Source organism: Streptomyces sp. NPDC001507, from assembly GCF_042894765.1.
Lineage (GTDB): Bacteria > Actinomycetota > Actinomycetes > Streptomycetales > Streptomycetaceae > Streptomyces.
Map to the genome: position 1 here is coordinate 340,080 of NZ_JBIAVV010000002.1, position 17,829 is coordinate 357,908.

General features: G+C 71.7%; 13 protein-coding genes. 6 read left to right on the top strand and 7 right to left on the bottom strand.

The genetic code is table 11. The annotated features are described in order from the left end of the window. Window positions 1-58 precede the first annotated feature (58 nt). Window positions 59-727 (top strand): DUF6578 domain-containing protein, encoded by a 669-nt coding sequence (locus ACFY0K_RS07740; RefSeq protein ID WP_390639078.1) that lies wholly within the window; start codon window positions 59-61, stop codon window positions 725-727. Window positions 728-741: 14 nt separating this feature from the next. Next, the gene (locus tag ACFY0K_RS07745; RefSeq protein WP_390639079.1) at window positions 742-4,017 is read left to right on the top strand and encodes a BTAD domain-containing putative transcriptional regulator; all 3,276 of its coding nucleotides are present in this window, start codon (window positions 742-744) and stop codon (window positions 4,015-4,017) included. Between the two features lie 29 nt (window positions 4,018-4,046). Here the strand turns inward: ACFY0K_RS07745 and ACFY0K_RS07750 are convergent, their stop codons facing one another. From ACFY0K_RS07750 to panB, 4 genes are all read right to left on the bottom strand, one after another. Then, entirely contained in the window at window positions 4,047-4,868 is an 822-nt protein-coding gene (locus ACFY0K_RS07750) for an ABC transporter permease (RefSeq protein WP_390639080.1), read from the bottom strand. Continuing rightward, window positions 4,865-5,872: an ATP-binding cassette domain-containing protein gene (locus tag ACFY0K_RS07755; protein WP_390639081.1), complete on the bottom strand. Its 1,008-nt coding sequence runs from the start codon at window positions 5,870-5,872 to the stop codon at window positions 4,865-4,867. The genes ACFY0K_RS07750 and ACFY0K_RS07755 overlap by 4 nt, the downstream gene beginning before the upstream one ends. Before the next feature lie 96 nt (window positions 5,873-5,968). After that, a complete protein-coding gene (locus ACFY0K_RS07760) occupies window positions 5,969-7,198 on the bottom strand; it encodes an MFS transporter (RefSeq protein ID WP_390639082.1) in 1,230 nt (409 codons plus the stop codon). A 401-nt stretch (window positions 7,199-7,599) separates the two neighbouring features. After that, window positions 7,600-8,475 carry a 3-methyl-2-oxobutanoate hydroxymethyltransferase gene (gene panB, locus ACFY0K_RS07765; protein ID WP_390639083.1) on the bottom strand — a complete coding sequence of 292 codons (876 nt, stop codon included), beginning with the start codon at window positions 8,473-8,475 and terminating at the stop codon, window positions 7,600-7,602. Window positions 8,476-8,687: 212 nt separating this feature from the next. Between panB and ACFY0K_RS07770 the strand changes: the two genes are divergently transcribed. From ACFY0K_RS07770 to ACFY0K_RS07785, 4 genes are all read left to right on the top strand, one after another. Further along, window positions 8,688-10,286 carry an MFS transporter gene (locus ACFY0K_RS07770; protein ID WP_390639084.1) on the top strand — a complete coding sequence of 533 codons (1,599 nt, stop codon included), beginning with the start codon at window positions 8,688-8,690 and terminating at the stop codon, window positions 10,284-10,286. Window positions 10,287-10,506: 220 nt separating this feature from the next. Further along, the gene (locus tag ACFY0K_RS07775) at window positions 10,507-11,130 is read left to right on the top strand and encodes a TetR/AcrR family transcriptional regulator (protein WP_351954625.1); all 624 of its coding nucleotides are present in this window, start codon (window positions 10,507-10,509) and stop codon (window positions 11,128-11,130) included. Window positions 11,131-11,308: 178 nt separating this feature from the next. Then, window positions 11,309-12,361: an endonuclease/exonuclease/phosphatase family protein gene (locus tag ACFY0K_RS07780; RefSeq protein ID WP_390639085.1), complete on the top strand. Its 1,053-nt coding sequence runs from the start codon at window positions 11,309-11,311 to the stop codon at window positions 12,359-12,361. 148 nt (window positions 12,362-12,509) lie between these two features. Next, window positions 12,510-13,724, top strand: coding sequence for an MFS transporter (locus ACFY0K_RS07785; RefSeq protein ID WP_390639086.1), 1,215 nt, complete (start codon window positions 12,510-12,512; stop codon window positions 13,722-13,724). A 319-nt stretch (window positions 13,725-14,043) separates the two neighbouring features. Here ACFY0K_RS07785 and ACFY0K_RS07790 read toward each other — a convergent pair whose 3' ends face one another. From ACFY0K_RS07790 to ACFY0K_RS07800, 3 genes are all read right to left on the bottom strand, one after another. Continuing rightward, window positions 14,044-14,730 (bottom strand): alpha/beta hydrolase, encoded by a 687-nt coding sequence (locus ACFY0K_RS07790; RefSeq protein WP_390639087.1) that lies wholly within the window; start codon window positions 14,728-14,730, stop codon window positions 14,044-14,046. A 209-nt stretch (window positions 14,731-14,939) separates the two neighbouring features. Continuing rightward, the gene (locus tag ACFY0K_RS07795; protein ID WP_390639088.1) at window positions 14,940-16,904 is read right to left on the bottom strand and encodes a protease pro-enzyme activation domain-containing protein; all 1,965 of its coding nucleotides are present in this window, start codon (window positions 16,902-16,904) and stop codon (window positions 14,940-14,942) included. A gap of 285 nt (window positions 16,905-17,189) precedes the next feature. Then, window positions 17,190-17,828: a DUF305 domain-containing protein gene (locus ACFY0K_RS07800; protein ID WP_390639090.1), complete on the bottom strand. Its 639-nt coding sequence runs from the start codon at window positions 17,826-17,828 to the stop codon at window positions 17,190-17,192. Window position 17,829: the final 1 nt, after the last annotated feature.

Genomic DNA, 17,829 nt, shown 5'->3' on the forward strand with positions numbered 1-17,829 from the left:
CTCTTGGCACAGAGGAAAACGTCTCGCGACGGCCGTCCGGTTCCTGGAGCCTGGGGCCATGCCCCTGCTGAAGGTGTTCTACGAGGACTGGCAGATGGAGTGCTGCGGTACGCCGTTCTCCGTCGGCGACGAGGTCGCCTGGAAACTCGTCGCCTACGGGGCCGCGGCCCGGCGGGAGAACGCCGGGTACGGCGCCGAGGCCTGGGTGGAGAACCACGGCGGACCCGACCGGCCGACCACCGGCCGCGTCCATGCCGTCGCCCTGGTCCACGAGGAGTACCGCTTCCGCCGGGCCGACCCGCTGCCGCCGGGGAAGGGGAAGGGGAAGAGCAAGGGGGAGGGGGACGGGAAGGGGAACGGAGCGGGAGTCGTGATCCAGGGCACGGGGCGCGGCCTGGAAGCGGTGCCCGGAACCGTCACGCCGGAGCCCGCCGACAACTGCCCGAGGTGGTTCGGGGAGGTGGACCTCGGCACGGTGCAGGGCCTGCGGCGGGTCCGCCGCACCTGCGGTGCCCTCGTCACACTCGACGCCCCGGACACCGGGCACGTCCTGCGCACCTCACGGCATCGGGAGGCCCGACGGCCTCTGACGGCACGGGGAGGCCCGTCGGCTCCTGACGGCATCGGGGAGGCCCGCCCGCCGCCCCTGAAGTCCCCGTGCGGAGCCACCCGGCGCTCCCGTGCCGGCCCCGACACCCTGCCGGCGAAACCCCGTGACCGCTCCTGACGTCCCCAGGGACAATGGACCCCGTGCGCTACGCGATCCTCGGCACCACCCAGGCACTCCGCCCCGACGGCACGGCCGTCCCCGTGGGCGGGGCACGGCTGCGTGCCCTGCTGACCGTGCTGGCGCTGCGGCCCGGCCGCGCGGTGCCCGCCGGGCTGCTCGTCGACGAGGTGTGGGGCGACGAGCCGCCGGCCGACGCCGGCGGGGCGCTGCAGGCGCTGGTCGGCCGGCTGCGCAGGGCGCTCGGCGCGGCCGCGGTCGTCTCCACCGACGGCGGCTACCGGCTCGCCGCCGCCCCCGACGACGTCGACCTGCACCGCTTCGAGCGGCTCACCGGCGAAGGCCTGCGCGCCCTCGCCGACGGCGACCCCGCCAAGGCGGCCACCGTCCTCGACGACGCCCTCGCCCTGTGGCACGGCCCGGCCCTGGCCGACCTGCCCGACCGCACCGCCGAGGCGGCCCGCGTCGAGGTCCGCCGCCTGGACGCACTACGTGCCCGGCACACCGCCGCCCTCGCCCTCGGGCAGGCGGAGCAGTCCCTGCCCGAGCTGACCGCCCTGTGCGACGCCCACCCCCTGGACGAACCCCTCCAGGCGCTGCGCCTGCGCGCCCTGCACGGCACCGGCCGCACCGCCGAGGCGCTGGCCGCCTACGACGACGTACGCCACCTCCTCGCCGACCGCCTCGGCTCCGACCCGGGACCCGAGCTGCGGGCCCTGCACGGTGAGCTCCTCGACCCGGCACCCCCGGCCGACGCACCGGCCCGGCCCGGCAACCTGCGCGCCCGGCTCACCTCCTTCGTCGGGCGCGAGGCCGACATCGAGGCCATCCAGGGCGACCTCGCCAGAGCCCGGCTCGTCACCCTGCTCGGACCCGGCGGGGCCGGCAAGACCCGGCTCTCGCAGGAGGCCGCCGAGACCGTCGGGCACGCCGCCCGGGACGGCGTCTGGCTGGCCGAGCTGGCCCCCGTCGACGACCCGGCCGGCGTCCCCGAGGCCGTGCTCAGCGCGCTCGGCGCCCGCCAGGCCGTGCTGTACGGCGGCGGCGCCGAGACCATGCGGGCCGCCGCCGACCGGCACGACGACCCGGTCGAGCGGCTCGTCGAACACTGCGCCCGGCGCCGGATGGTGCTCGTCCTCGACAACTGCGAACACGTCGTCGACGCGGCGGCCGACCTGGCGGCCCGGCTCCTGGAGCGCTGCCCGGACCTGACGATCCTGGCCACCAGCCGCGAACCCCTCGGCGTACCGGGGGAGGTGCTGCGCCCGGTGGAGCCGCTGCCCGAGCCGGTGGCGCTGCGGCTGCTCGCCGAGCGGGGCGCCGCGGCCCGCCCCGGCTTCACGGTGGACGCCGACGACGAGACCGCGGCGGCCTGCGCCGAGATCTGCCGCCGCCTGGACGGGCTGCCCCTCGCCATCGAACTGGCCGCGGCCCGGCTGCGGATGCTCACCCCACGCCAGATCGCCGACCGGCTGGACGACCGCTTCCTGCTCCTCACCTCCGGCAGCCGCACGGTGCTGCCCCGCCAGCAGACCCTGCGCGCGGTCGTCGACTGGTCCTGGGACCTGCTGGACGCCGGCGAACGCGCCGTCCTCGGCCGCCTCTCCCTCTTCGCGGGCGGCTGCGACCTGGCCGCCGCCGAGGCCGTCTGCGGCCCCGCCGCCCTCGACGCGCTCGGCTCCCTGGTCGACAAGTCCCTGGTGGTGGCCGCCCCTTCGGGCGAGGCCGCGGGCGGCGGGATGCGCTACCGGCTTCTGGAGACCGTCTCCGAGTACGCCGGCGAGCGCCTCGACGAGAGCGGCGAGCGTGCCGCCGCCGAGCGTGCCCACCTCACCTACTACCGCGAACTCGCCCGTACCAACGAGCCGTTGCTGCGCGGCCCCGGCCAGCGCGCCGCCATAGCCCGGTTCCAGCTGGAGTACGAGAACCTGCGCACCGCGCTGCGGCACGCCATCGCCCTGCGGGACGAGCACGAGGCGCTGTGCCTGCTGCACTCGCTGTTCTGGTACTGGCAGATGCACGACCAGCGGATCGAGACCCGCACCTGGTGCGCCGACGTCATCGCCCTCGGCCCCGACCCGTTCGCCGCGCCGCTGCGCCCGGCCGAGCCGGTGTGGCAGCGCTGCACCGACACCCCGCCGCCGTACACCGGAGAGCTCCTCGCCGAGGCCCGGCGCGGCCTGCACCTGGCGCATCTGGCCTGCATGGACACCGAGTTGGACGTCTGGCAGACGCCCGAGGCGCAGGCGAAGCTGCGCGCGGTCACCGAGGTCTACGAACCCGGTATGCCGCAGACCTGCCGGGCGCCGGGCATGTTCTGGTTCTTCGCCGTGATGCTGACCGGCGGCATGGACCGGTTGCGCGAGATCCTCGACGCCGCCGTCCGCACCTGCCGCGAGACGCCCGGCTACGAGTGGGAGCTGGCCGGGAGCCTCGCCATGCGCGCCAACCTGCTGGCCAACCGGGCCGCCTGGGCGGGCGACGCCACCCGGGACGCCGACGAGGCACTGGAGATCTTCCGGCGCCTCGGGGACGACTGGGGCACCGCCGAGGCCTTCTCCGGGCGCGCCGAGGCCCGGGAGCGAAGGGGCGACTACCGGGCGGCGGCCGCCGACTACGAGGCCGCCATCGAACGGGTCGGCCGGCTCGGCGCCCGCGCCCAGGCCGCCGTGCTCCACGCCCGCCTGGGCAGTGTGCTGATCGAGTCGGGCGACACCGAGCGCGGGGAGCGGCTGCTGCGCCAGGTCATCGCCGACAACGAGGGCGTGCACAACGAGTCGATGCCCGCCGCCCGGCTCTTCCTCATCACCTGGCTCCTGCTGAGCGACCGCGTTCCCGAGGCCCGCGAGCAGGTCCGGCTGCTGCGCAGCGAGTTCAAGATCTCCCACTTCGTCGTCTTCGACGCCCTGATCCTCACCCAGGAGGCGTGGGTGGACGCCCTCGACGGCCTGCACGCGGAGGCCCTGGGCAGGGTGCGCAACGCGCTGCGGCTCGCCACCGACCCGCTGAGCGAGGCCATCACCCCGCATCTGCCGTCCGTCTGCCTGACCGTCGCCGCGGTCTCCCTGGCCGGCCTCGACGGCGGCGTGCGCGCGCTGGACGCGGCCCGCTGCCTGGGCGCCGCCGACGCCCTGCTGCCGCCCGGCCATGTCCAGGTCGGCCTGGAGCGCACGGCGCGGGACCGGTCGGAGGCCACGGTCCGGGCCGCCCTCGCCGACGACACGGCCTACCGGGCCGCGTACGCCGAGGGCGGTGGCCTCTCCCGCGCGGAGGCCACCGCCCTGCTCTGACGCCGGCCGGGTGAACTTCCCGGCGAACGTCAGCTCTTCGTCCGGAACCGGTGGATCGCGTACGGTGCCGCCACCGCCGTGATCCCCACCGACCAGGCCAGCGTGACCCACAGGTCGTGGGCGACCGGGCCGCCGACCATCAGCCCGCGCGCCGCGTCGGCGAGCGTGGACAGCGGGTTGTAGTCGGTGAAGGCCTGCAGCCAGCCCGGCATCGACTTCGTCGGCGCGAAGATCGACGAGCCGAACTGCAGCGGGAACAGCACCAGGAACCCCATGGCCTGCACGGACTGGGCGTTCTTCAGGATCACGCCCAGGGTGAGGAACACCCACATGATCGAGGAGGCGAACACCGCGGACAGGCCCACGGCGGCGAACAGCCCGGCCCAGTGGTGGATGTGGAACCCGACGAGCACGGCGACGATCATCAGCACGGCGGTCGCGAACAGCATCCGCGCCAGTTCCACCGAGATCTTCGCGAACAGCACCGAGCCGCGCCCGATCGGCAGCGACCGGAACCGGTCCATCACACCGGAGTTGAAGTCCTGGCTGAACCCGGTGCCGACGCCCTGCGAGAGCGTCATGCTCATCATCGCGATCATGCCCGGGATGACGTACTGGACGTAGCCGTCCTGGCCGCCGCCGAGCGCCTGCCCGATCGAGCCGCCGAAGACGTACACGAACAGCAGCGTGAAGACGACCGGCATCAGCAGGGCGTCGAACATCGACTCGGGGTCCTGGCGGATCCACAGCAGGTTGCGGCGGATCAGGGCCCCGGTGTGCCGGAGGTGCCCGCGCAGCGGGATCCGGACGTCGGTGGCGGGCGCGGTGGCGGTGGCGGTCGTGGCGCTCATACGGCGACCTCCTGACGGTCGTCGGCGGGCTCGGCGTCCTGCGGGGCACTGGCGCGGTGGCCGGTGAGGGACAGGAACACCTCGTCCAGGCTGGGCAGTTCGGTGACGATGGAGCTGATGGTGATACCGCGGGCGGTGACGGCGCCGACCACGGCGGTCAGCTGCTCGTCGCTGAGGATCGGCACCAGCAGCGTGCCGTTGTCCGCGTCCACGGTGGTACCGGCGAGCCCGGTGATCCCCAGCTCGTCGATCATGGCGGCGAGCGGCCGGACCTGGAGCGGGTCCACGGGCCGCACCCGCAGCGTCCGCCCGCCGACCTTCGCCTTCAGCTCCTCCACCCTGCCGTTCGCGATGACCTTCCCGCGGTCCACGACGGTCAGCTCGGAGGCGAGCTGCTCGGCCTCCTCCATGTACTGGGTGGTCAGCAGCACGGTCACCCCGTCGCCGACCATGGCCTTGACCTCGTCCCACACCTCGTTGCGGGTGCGCGGGTCGAGACCGGTGGTGGGCTCGTCGAGGAACAGCACCTGGGGGTGCCCGATCATCGAGGCGGCGAGGTCGAGCCGGCGGCGCATGCCACCGGAGTACGTGCTCGCCGGCCGCTTCGCGGCATCCGTCAGCGAGAACCGCTCCAGCAGCTCGTCGGCCCGGGCCCGCGCGTCCTTCCGCGACAGGTCGAGCAGCCGCCCGATCATGTACAGGTTCTCCCAGCCCGGCAGCTTCTCGTCCACGGAGGCGTACTGCCCGGTCAGCCCGATCACCCGGCGCAGCTGGCGGGGCTGGCGCAGCACGTCGTACCCGGCGACGGTCGCCTCTCCCGCGTCGGGCTGCAGCAGCGTGGACAGGATCCGCACCAGGGTGGTCTTGCCGGCCCCGTTCGGCCCGAGCACACCCATCACGGTGCCCTGGCGCACGTCCAGATCAACTCCGTCGAGTGCCTTGGTGTCGCCGTAGTGCTTCACCAGCCCCCGTACGGACACGGCGTTGTTGTCGATTCGCGTCATGGAAAGTACGGTGCCAGGCCCCACCGACAAACCACCGACAGGCCGCCGACACCGGCCGACGGTCCGCCGACAGCCCACCGGCACAGCGTCGACAGCTCACTCAGGCTCCTCCTCCGGCGTGCGCAGCAGGTGCAGGCCGGCGAGGCCCTGGAGGGCCAGTGCGGCGGCGGCAACGGCGGTGACCGCGAAGCCACCGGACGGCCCGAACGCGTCGATCGCCCGGCCGGAGAGCGTCGCCCCGGCGGCCGAGCCCGCCGCGCTCGCGGCGCCGAGCCAGGAGAACGCCCTGGTCAGGACGGTCTGGTGGACGATCGACTGGGTCAGCACGGAGAAGAGCACCAGCAGGGGCGGGATCGCGGCACCGGTCAGTACGACGACCAGCCCGAGCCCGAGCGGCGAGTCGACCGTGAGCAGCAGCAGGGTGCCGAGCATCAGCGCACCGGCCGCGGCCGGCAACTGCACCCGGGGCGCGGTACGCCACCGGCGTCTCCCGTACAGCCATCCGGACAGCAGCCCGCTGCAACCGGAGACGGCCAGGACCCGCGTCGCGGCACCCGGCGCGCCGTGCGCCACGGTGAAGGCGGTCACCGACACCTGCATGGCCCCGAAGAACACGCCGACGGCGAGGCTGAGCCCCATCAGCAGGACGACCTCGCCGCGCAGCGACGACCGGTCCGCGCGGGTGGCCGCCGGGTCGCCGTCGGCCGTCGGGCCGGCGGTCGACGGCGGGGGCGCGCTGCCGTGCTGCGCCGCGAGGACCAGCCCCCCGGCCACCGACAGGGCGGTGGCCAGCACGGTGCCGGCCACGGGATGTCCGGCCGCGGCGAGAGAGCTGACCAGCGCCGGGCCCAGCAGGTAGCCGGCCTCGTTGCTGACGGACTCCAGGGCGAAGGCGCTGGGCAGTTCCGCCGCCCGGCCGGAGCGCAGCAGCGCCGCCCAGCGTGCCGCGGACATCGCGCCGAGCTGGGGAAGGCCGGCGCCGGCCAGCGCACCGCCCAGGGCCAGCAGGGCGGCGGGGGCGCCGACGGCGACCAGCGACACCAGGAGGGCGACCGCGAGGGCGTGGGCGAGCAGGACGGGCGGCAGCACCCGGGTCTGCCCGAACCGGTCCACGAGCCGGGCCACCTGGGGCGCCCCGAGCGCCTCGGCCACCGCGAAGCAGCCGCCGACCAGGCCGGCCGAGGTGAAGGTGCCGGTGCGGGAGTGGACCAGCCAGATGACGCTGAGGCCGGTCATCGCGACGCCGACGCGTCCGAACGACGCCGCGAGGAAGAAGGCCGCGGCACCCGGGGTGCGCAGCAGGGCACGGTAGTTCGCCGCGGGCACGGCGAGTCCTGTTCGCTGCCGGGCGGGACGGCCCACCTGGGTCGTCGGTGTCCGGATGTACCGACCCGTGGTCTCCGTCTGGAACCGTCCAGTGCTGGCGCGGGGAGGGGACACGCGCCCCGCGCCGACTCCGTCACCGGGCAGAAGTCTTGACGTGTTGTGGGCGGCCATTCTCTCCAGCGCGTCCGGTGAAGTCCACCGCGTCCGGTGTCGTCCACCGCGTCCGGTGAAGTCCACCAGGACACGGGACAGCCCGCCGACGGGGGAAGATCGGCGGGCTGTCCTTGGTGTTTCCGCAGTGGCTCTGTGCAGCGCCCCGTAAGGGGGGCGGGAACTGCGCGACCGGCCAGGACGGTGCCGCAGACGAAAGGCGGCGCGTCACGGCTGATCCAGCGGAGCGCTCAGTGGACGGAGTGCTCCTCCAGCGGGAACGTTCCGCCGACGACGTCCTCGGCGTAGGCCCGGGCCGCGTTGCCCATGACCTCGCGCAGGTTCGCGTACTTCTTGACGAACTTCGGGACCCGGCCCGAGGTCAGGCCGAGCATGTCCGTCCAGACCAGGACCTGGGCGTCGGTCTCGGGACCGGCGCCGATGCCGACGGTCGGGATGTGCAGCACCCGGGTCACCTCGGCGGCGAGCTCCGCCGGGACCAGTTCGAGTACGACCGCGAACGCGCCCGCGTCCTGGACCGACTTGGCGTCGCGCAGCAGTTGCTGGGCGGCCTCCTCGCCGCGGCCCTGCACGCGGTAGCCCATGGCGTTGACGGACTGCGGGGTCAGGCCGATGTGCGCCATCACCGGGATGCCGGACTCGACGAGCAGCCGGATCTGTTCGTGCGACCGCTCGCCGCCCTCCAGCTTGACCGCGCCGACACCGGCCTCCTTCACCAGCCGGGTCGCCGAGCGCAGCGCCTGCACCGGACCCTCCTGGTAGGAGCCGAAGGGGAGGTCGCCGACGATCAGCGCACGCTGGGTGCCGCGGACCACGGCCGCCGACAGCATCGTCATCTCGTCGAGGGTCACCGGGACCGTCGACTCGTAGCCCAGGTGACAGTTGCCGGCCGAGTCGCCCACCAGCAGCACCGGGATGCCGGACTCGTCGAAGACGGAGGCGGTCATCGCGTCGTACGCGGTGAGCATGGGCCACTTCTCGCCGCGTTCCTTGGCGAGGGCGATGTCGCGAACCGTGATGCGGCGCGTGCCCTTCCCCCCGTACAGCGCCCTGCTGCCGTCGGAGGGGCTGTTCTGCACGGTCTGGGCAGCCGAAAGCTGCGTCATGACAACGGCTCCTTCAGTCATCTCGAGGCACCCTGACGGCGTCCCCGGATCCCTCTCATGGTGGCACTTCGTGCCGCCGTCGGCCAGAGGGCCCCCGTGTGATCCGTCGGTCACCGTCCGCCCCGGCCCGCCTTGTCGCGTTCCATAAAGCCCGGGTAAAGGAATTCAGATACGAGACGGTGCCGTATTGAAATGGTCATAGGCTCGTCCTCATGACAACTCCTGCCGACCACGCTCCACCCGGCTCGCGCATACCCGAGGCGGTGCACCGGCGCCGCTGGGCGATCCTCGGCGTGCTCATGTTGAGCCTGCTGATCGTGGTGCTCGACAACTCGATCCTGAACGTCGCCGTCAAGACCATCTCCACTCCGGCCCCGGTCGGCCTCGGCGCCACCCAGAGCCAGCTGGAGTGGGCGATCAACGCCTACACCCTCGTCTTCGCCGGCCTGCTCTTCACCGCCGGCCTCGTCGGCGACCGCCTCGGCCGCAAGAAGGTGCTCATCGGCGGCCTCGTGGTCTTCGGTGTCGGCTCGGCCCTCGCCGCCGAGTCCGGCTCCGCTGACCAGCTGATCGCCTTCCGCGCCCTGATGGCCCTCGGCGCGGCCTTCGTGATGCCCGCCACCCTCGCCGTCCTGATGAACGTCTTCGAGCGCCAGGAGCAGCCGAAGGCAATCGGCATCTGGGCCGGCGGCGTCGGCCTCGCCATCGCCATCGGCCCGATCACCGGCGGTGTGCTGCTCGACCACTTCTGGTGGGGCTCGGTCTTCCTCATCAACGTACCGATCGTGATCATCGCGCTCGCCCTGATGTTCTGGCTGGTTCCCGACTCCCGCGACCCGCGCCCCGGCCGCCTCGACCCCGTCGGCGTGGTGCTCTCCGTCGTCGGCCTGGTCCTGCTGGTCTACGGCATCATCAAGGGCGGCGAGCTCGCCGACTTCACCGACACCAAGGTGCTGGTCACCATCTTCGCGGGCGTCGCGGTCCTGGCCGGCTTCGTGATCTTCGAGAAGCGCAGCGACCACCCGTCGCTGGACGTCACCTACTTCAAGAACAAGGTCTTCTCGGCCGCGATGGCCGCCATCGCGCTGGTCTTCTTCGCGCTGATGGGCGTGACCTTCTTCTCCGTCTTCTACACCCAGAGCGTGCGCGGCTACTCGCCGCTGCAGTCCGGTCTGCTGCTGCTCCCGCTGGCCGCCGCGCAGATGATCTTCGCGCCGCGGGCCCGGCTGGTCGTGGAGCGGTTCGGCAACAAGGCCACCACCGCGGGCGGCCTGGTGCTGATCGCCGCCACCCTCGGCGCCTTCGCCACCTTCGAGGCGGACACCCCGATCTGGATCCTGGAGGTCGTCTTCTTCCTGATGGGCACCGGCATGGCGCACATCATGACGCCGACGTCGGTCGTCATCATGCAGGCCCTGCCCCGCGAGAAGGCCGGTTCCGCCTCCGCGCTCAGCAACACCTTCCGCCAGGTCGGCGGCGCCCTCGGCATCGCCGTGCTCGGCTCGGTGCTCTCGACGTCGTACCGCAACGGCATCGAGGGCAAGCTCGGCGCTCTGCCGCGCGGGCTGCGCGAGACGGCCGGCGAGTCCATCGAGGCCACGCTCGGCGTCGCCTCGAAGCTCGGCGCACAGGGCAAGGCCCTGGTCACCCCCGCCAACGACGCCTTCCTGCACGCCATGCACACCACCGCCCTGTGCGGTGCGGGCGTCGCGCTGATCGGCGCCGTGGTCGTGACCCTCTTCCTGCCGGGCAAGCCGCCGGCCGGCCAGGAGGGCGACCGGGAGCAGGAACTGGTCGTGGCGGCGGAGTGACCATGGACTACGGAACGACTGAATGATCGAACCGATGACTGCTGACCTGCTGACCTGAAGACCTGATGAACGACTGAACGGACCGGCCGGCACCGGCGGGAACCACGGGGGAGACCGGGGGACACCCCGGAGCCACGGGGAGAACCTCGTGGCGACCACGGGGGGAGGCTTCGGCTGCGGGAGAATTCCCGCAGCCAGTGCACTGAGAGGACGGTACGACGTGACGCTTGCCGACAGCGGACCGCGGTCCATCACTCCGGCCCGCGGCCGCCCCCGCAGCGAAGCGGTGGAGTTCGCCATCCTGGAAGGCGTGATGAAGCTCCTGGAGGACGGCGTGCCGCTCGCCGAGCTCTCCATCGAGAGAATCGCCCGGACCGCCGGCGTCGGCAAGGCCACCATCTACCGCCGCTGGAACGGCAAGGAGGAGCTCTTCGTCGACGTCATGCGCGCCGCCGAGCCCCCAGACCCCGAACTCCCCGGCACCTCCATGCGCGACGACCTCGTGGTGCTGCTCGAATCGCTGCGGCAGCGCGGCCTGATGAACCGTTCGTCGGCCATCCTGCACAACGTGTACGCCCAGATGAAGAGCAGCCCCCGCATCTGGAACGCCTACCACACCAACGTCGTCAACCCCCGGCGTGAACTCGGCAAGGAAGTGCTGCGCAGGGGCCAGCGCAACGGCGAACTCCGCGCCGACATCGACGTCGACCTGGCCAACGACATGTTCACCGGACCGATGCTGCTCAGGGCCATCCTGCGTCCGGACGCGGAACTCCCCGAGGGCCTGGCCGAACAGATCGTCGACGAGGTGCTGGCGGGCCTGGGCCCCGTCCCGTCGCCGTAGCAGTGTTCGCGTTTCGTCACAGACCCCGCCGACCCGCCGGTAACCGGAACCCCTCCCCTCGGCTTGTTCGTCATCCTCTTCCGTACGGCCGTCATGTGACGGCGGGAGAGGAGCCGATCATCCCCTAGGGTCGTAACCGGGGGACGACGGTGTGCACGGCAGGTTGTGAGGCAGGCGTATGGCGCAGCAGGCGTACATGACGGAGACGGACAACGGCGGCTCGGGACCCGAGCGTCGGGGAGACCGGTTCCGACGCCTGGTGGAACGGCTGCTGAAGGGCTGGCGAAACGATCCGCGCATCTGGCGCCGGGGCATCGTCACCGCCGTGGTGGCGCTGCTCCTCGCCGGAGTGATGCTGCTGCACTCCCGCATCCCCAACGCCGTCGGCAACCTGGGCAGTCTCACCGAGACCTTCCTGCCCTGGCTGGGCCTGCTGATCCCGGTCCTGCTCCTGGTCGGCATCCTGCGCAAGTCGGCGACCGCGCTGATCGCCGTCCTCCTCCCGGTGATCGTCTGGCTGAACATGTTCGGCGGGCTGCTCACCGACAAGCAGGGCACCGGCGGCGACTTCATGGTGGCCACGCACAACGTCAACGCCGGCAACCCCGACCCGACCGGTACGGCCACCCGGCTCGCCTCCTCGGGCGCCGACGTGCTCGCCCTGGAGGAGCTGACGGCGACGGCCGTACCGACGTACGAGAAAGCGCTGGCGTCGACGTACAAGTACCACGCGGTCGAGGGCACCGTCGGCCTGTGGAGCAAGTACCGGCTCACCGGCGTGAAGGCCGTCGACATCAAGCTCGGCTGGACGCGCGCGATGCGTGCCACGGTCGCCACCCCGGACGGTCCCCTCGCCGTCTACGTCGCCCATCTCCCGTCCGTGCGCGTCAAGATGAACGCCGGCTTCACCGCCCGGCAGCGTGACACGAGCGCGGACGCGCTGGGCGAGGCCATCGCCGACGAGACGCTGCCCCGGGTGATCCTCCTCGGCGACCTCAACGGCACGATGAACGACCGCTCCCTCAACGGCGTCACCTCGCAGATGCGCTCCACGCAGGGCGCGGCGGGCAGCGGCTTCGGGTTCAGCTGGCCGGCCGCGTTCCCGATGGCCCGCATCGACCAGATCATGGTCAAGGGCGTGGAGCCGGAGAGCTCGTGGACCCTCGCGAGGACCGGCAGCGACCACCTCCCGATCGCGGCACGTGTGAACCTGAACACATCGGGATCGTAAAAATCCCTGGTCAGCGACTTGCTGGTGGCTTTGTAAGGACAATCGGACACTGCGCCGTAACCTGGCGGAATACTTGGGCTGGGACACTTTGTTCCGTAGCTGAACTTAGAACGCACGGAACCCTGCTCCCCGAAAGGCAAAGCCCTTCATGCCTCTGGCCCTGCTCGCCCTGGCCGTCGGCGCTTTTGGTCTCGGCACCACCGAATTCGTGATGATGGGCCTGCTGCCCGACGTCGCCGACGACCTCCACATCTCGATCCCCACCGCGGGCCACCTGGTCTCGGCGTACGCCCTCGGCGTCGTCATCGGCGCCCCGCTCCTGGCCGCCCTCACCGCCCGCCTGCCCCGCCGCAGGGTCCTCATCTCCCTGATGGCCCTGTTCGTCGCGGGCAACGCGCTCTCGGCCCTGGCCCCCGGCTACGACTCCCTGCTCGCCGCCCGCTTCCTCAGCGGCCTCCCGCACGGTGCCTTCTTCGGCGTCGGCGCGGTCGTCGCCACCGGCCTGGTGGCACCGGAGCGCAAGGCCCGCTCGGTCTCCCTGATGTTCATGGGCCTGACCGTCGCCAACATCGCGGGCGTCCCGGTGGCCACCCTCATGGGCCAGCACCTCGGCTGGCGGGCGACCTTCCTGGGCGTGAGCCTCATCGGCGTCGCGGCGATGGCCGCGGTGTTCTTCCTGATCCACCCCACGCACGCCCCCGCCTCCGGCCTGCGCGGCGAACTCACCGCCCTGCGCTCCCTCCCGGTCTGGCTGGCCCTTGCCACCACGGTCGTCGGCTTCGGCGCCCTCTTCTCCGCGTACAGCTACATCACACCGATGCTGACGGACGCCGCCGGTTACGCCGACTCGGACGTCACCCTGCTCCTCGCCCTCTTCGGCGTCGGCGCCACCATCGGCAACCTGGTCGGCGGCCGCCTCGCCGACCACGCGATGCGCGGCACGCTCTTCGGCGGCCTGGTGTCGATGGTCGCGGTACTGCTGCTCTTCCCGGTCCTGATGCGAACGGAGTGGAGCGCGGCCCTCGCCGTCGTCCTGCTGGGCGTCGCCGCGTTCATCACCGGCTCGCCGCTCCAGCTGATGGTCATGGAACGCGCCTCCGCCGGCCCGTCCCTGGCCTCCTCCGCCAACCAGGCCGCCTTCAACCTCGCCAACGCCGGCGGCGCCTGGATCGGCGGCGTCGCCCTCGCCGCCGGCTTCGGCCTCACCTCCCCGGCGATCGCGGGCGCGGCCCTCGCCGTCCTCGGCCTGGGCGTGGCGAGCGTGGCGTACGCGGTGGACCGTCGGCAGGATGCCCCGCCGACGGCTCACGTACGGGTGGTCGCCTCGCACGTCCCGGAGCCCGCCGAAACCGTGCACTCCTGACGCACCGCCCGCCACCGCGCACCGCGCGCCCCGGCCGGGTCCGGCGGCGGGCCGGCCGGCCCGCACCTACGACTGACTGCGGGTTCCGCCTTGCTCGGACACGACAGGAGGCTCCCGGATGAGGGACAGGCGGGCCTTCGGCAAGGCCGTCGGCGCGGGCGCGACCGGCGGCCACGCCTCCTACCGCGACAAGGACACGGGCCCGTTCGTCCACCGCACGCTCAAGGGCGTCGGTCACAACGTTCCGCAGGAGGCGCCCCGGCCTTCGCCCGGGCGGTCCTGGAAGCCGACCGCATGGCGCGCGCCCGACCGGGTCGGCTCAGGCCTCGAGGGACTTCGCGGCCTCACGGATCACGTCGAGGACGAGGTCGGGATGCGAGAGCATGGGAACGTGGCTGCTGTCCACGGCACGGGTCTTGGCCCCCATGCGCTCGGCGGCGGACCGCTCCAGGTCGGGGTGCACGGTGTGGTCGTTGTTGGCGACGATGTACCAGCTCGGCTTCGTCCGCCAGGCGGTGCCGGGAACCTGCTGGTCGAACAGGTCCGCCACCGGCACGGCGCCCGTCGCCAGGACGAGCTTCTGCTCGGCTTCCGGGAGGTCGCCGCAGAAGTGCGGGAGGCCCGAGGGCTTGAGCCACACGCGGCCGTCGACGACCTCCACGTGCTCGAAGATGGATGTGCGCGGGAACTTGTCCTGCTGCTCCTGGGACGTCTCGTCCTCGTCCGGGGCGAGCGCGGCGATGTACACCAGAGCGCCGACGCGGTCGTGGGTGCCCGCCTTGGTGATCAGGGTCCCGCCGTACGAGTGACCGACCAGCACGATCGGGCCGGGGACGTGGTTGAGCGTGAAGTTGACGCACGCGACGTCGCTTTCGAGCGAGTCGAGGCCGTGCTGAGAGGCGAAGACCTCGTGCCCTTCGGCCTGGAGCGCGGGGATCAGCTTGCTGAAGCACGACCCGTCCGCCCAGAGTCCGTGGGCGAAGACGATGCTGGGCTTGTCTGCCATGGCATTTCCTCCTGCAGATCCACTATCGGCTACCGCGCCAGTTTGCACGCTTCATACCCTTTTGCCGGGCTCGTGCGGTTGAACGTGTTCGCGTGGCGGTCATGTGCCGACGACCAGGCTTCAGGTCGCCGCCGTCGCCGCAACACGAAGGGGCGTGAGGTCCGTCAGGACCCCACGCCCCTTCGTCGGCCGAGCCGCCGTGCAGCGGGTCAGTGCTTGCGGTGCGCCTTCGCCGGCTTGTACGACGCGACGTAGCCGTTGGCCGGGGTGCCGACGCCGGTGACGTCGTCGTAGCCCTTGACCGCGGACAGGGAGCTGTCCTTGCCGAGGCTGCGGACCGAGGTCAGCAGGCCGTTGGTGGCGTCGTAGCCGTTGGCGAAGTCGACGCGGGCGACCGCGAGGTCCTTGCCGGTCGGCTTGTCCGTGACGTCGTGGTAGACCTTCGTCCCGTACTTGGAGTAGATCAGCGGGTTGGCGAAACCGATCGCCTGGCCGCCGCGCGCCTCCTGGGCGAGGGCCTGGACCGCGGCGATGACCGGCGCGGCCAGCGACGTGCCGCCGATGCGGTACTCGCTGTACGCCTCGGTGCCGTCCGCCTGGGTCTGGGTCTGGCCGACCTTGAAGCCGGTGTTGGGGTCGGCGATCGCCGAGATGTCCGGGACCACGCGGTTGCCGGTGCTGCTGTTGGCCTTCGCGAGGGAGTCCGGGACGACGCCCTTCTGGTAGTACGGCTCGTTCACCGTCTTGCTGGTGCCGCCGCCCGCGCCCGAGGTGAAGGCGCCGGGGAAGTTGGTCCAGCTCTTGCCGTCGGCCGACAGCGAGGCCTTCTCGGTGCCCCAGCCGGTCTCCCACAGGTACGTGTCGCCCTTGCCGACGGCGAGGGAGGTACCGCCGACCGCGGTCACCCAGGCGGAGTTGGCCGGGGTGTCGACCTGCTTCGTCTTGGTGTTGGCGACCTCGTCGCCGTTGTCACCGGAGGAGAAGTAGAAGCCGATGCCCTGCACCGCGCCCAGCTGGAAGACCTGGTCGTAGGCGGCCGCGATGTCCGGGGTCTCGTTGCCCTCGATGTCGCCCCAGGAGTTGGAGACGATGTCGGCGAGGTGGTTGTCGACGACCTTGCCGAGCGCGTCCAGCAGGTCGCTGTCCTGGCAGGACGCGGCGCCCACGTAGGTGACGTCGGCGTCCGGCGCGACCGCGTGCACGGCCTCGACGTCGAGGGTCTCCTCGCCGTACCAGCCGGAGGCGTCGCACTCGTCGGCGCCGGTGTTCGTGTAGTTCGCCGGCAGCACCTGGTGCAGCTGGCTCGTCTTCCACGAGGCGTCGCCGTGCGCCTTGGCGTAGGTGCCGGCGTCGAAGGCGATGGTCGGCGAGGCGAACGCGTCGGTGATCGCGACGCGCACGTGCTTGCCGGTGTAGTCGCCGGCGCCGTAGGCGGCCCGCAGCTGCTTGCCGGTGTAGCCCTCGACGGCGTACGGGATCTTCGTGCCGTACGCGTCCGGCAGCGTGCTCGCGATGTTCGAGCCGAAGTACGAGGAGAACGGCCCGGAGTTCTTGAACACGGCACCGGGGGGCGGCAGCGTGTCGTCGTGGGTCGCCTTGTGCGGCGCGTTGTCCAGGCCTGTGACGGTCAGGACGGCGTCGCTGACGGAGGCCGGCACGGTCGCCGTGGTCGCCGGGGCGCGGTAGGTCTTGGAGCCCTTGGCGAAGTTGTGCAGCTGGGTGCCGAACGCCTTCTCGGCGGCGGACACGTCGCCGGAGACGGCGATGTAGTGCTGGGTGACCTCGGTGACCTTCAGGCCGGACGCGGTCAGCCAGGCCTTGACGGCCTTCACCTGGGCCTTGGTGGCCCCGTAGCGGGCCTGGACCTGCTTGGCGCTCAGGTACTTGCCGTAGAGCGGCGAGCTGGGGTCGGACACCGCCTTCGCGTAGGCCGCGAGGCCCTTGGCGTCCTGGCCGGCCAGGTAGACCCTGGCATTGATCTGGGCGCTGTTCGAGGTGGCGCCCTTGTCCGCCTTGGCCGTGGCCCAGGTGGGCTTGGTGCCCTTCAGGCTGTCACGGGCCGGGCTGTCCGCGGCGTGCGCCGCGGGTATGCCGAGTGCGAGCGCGCCGGCGATCATCGGCAGTGTCGCTGCCAAGCTCACGCTGGCCCGCACCTTGGCACGGTTGGATCTCATACTGCCCCCTGCTATGCGGTTCGACGCATGGAGTGGTCGGTCATCCGTGATCACCAGGAGGCCTGCGGCGGAACGGCCCGTGAATGGATCACACGGTCGACGTCACTCTTTCGGTGAACTGTTCATGCCAGGGGAATGAGAAACCCAAGGAAGTCCCAAGTGGGCGTTGATTAGGGGCTTTTGGTCGTGTTTCGACGGCGCGCAGAACATTACAGATCGGTTGCGATTGTTGTTGAATGCTTGCGGTGCCGTTATGTCGACAAATCGCCCACTGTGCAAGGGGATTCAGTCGCGCGGCTTCGCGCCCCGCTCCGTCAGCATCTGCTTCATGGTCGTCAGCTCCGACTGCTGCGCGTCCACCATGCCCTGGGCGAGGCTCTTCTCCACCGCGACGGTGCACTTGGCCACGCACCCCTCGGCCATGTGGATGCCGCCCTTGTGGTGGTCCGTCATCAGCTGGAGGTAGAAGATCTCCGCCTGCTTGCCGTTCAGGGTCCCCAGCTTCTTCAGCTCGGTGTCGGTCGCCATGCCCGGCATCAGCGAACCGTCCCCGCGCTCGGGCATGTCGCCCATGCCCATCCACGACATCGGCGGCTTCGCCGACACCTTCGGCAGGTCCCACAGGGTCAGCCAGCCCAGCAGCATGCCGCGCTGGTTGGCCTGCGTCTGCGCGATGTCGTAGGCGAGCCGCCGCACCTCGGTGTTCGTCGTGCGGTCGCGGATGATGTACGACATCTCCACGGCCTGCTGGTGGTGGACCGCCATGTCCCGCGCGAACCCGGCGTCCGCCCCGTCCGCGCTCGGGACCTTCAGACCGCTGCCGCCACCGCCGTCGCCGTCCTCGGCCACCGCGTAGGTGATGGCGCCGGCCGCGACGAGCACCGCGGCCGTCGCCCCGGCGACCCAGCCGATGTGCTTTTTCACG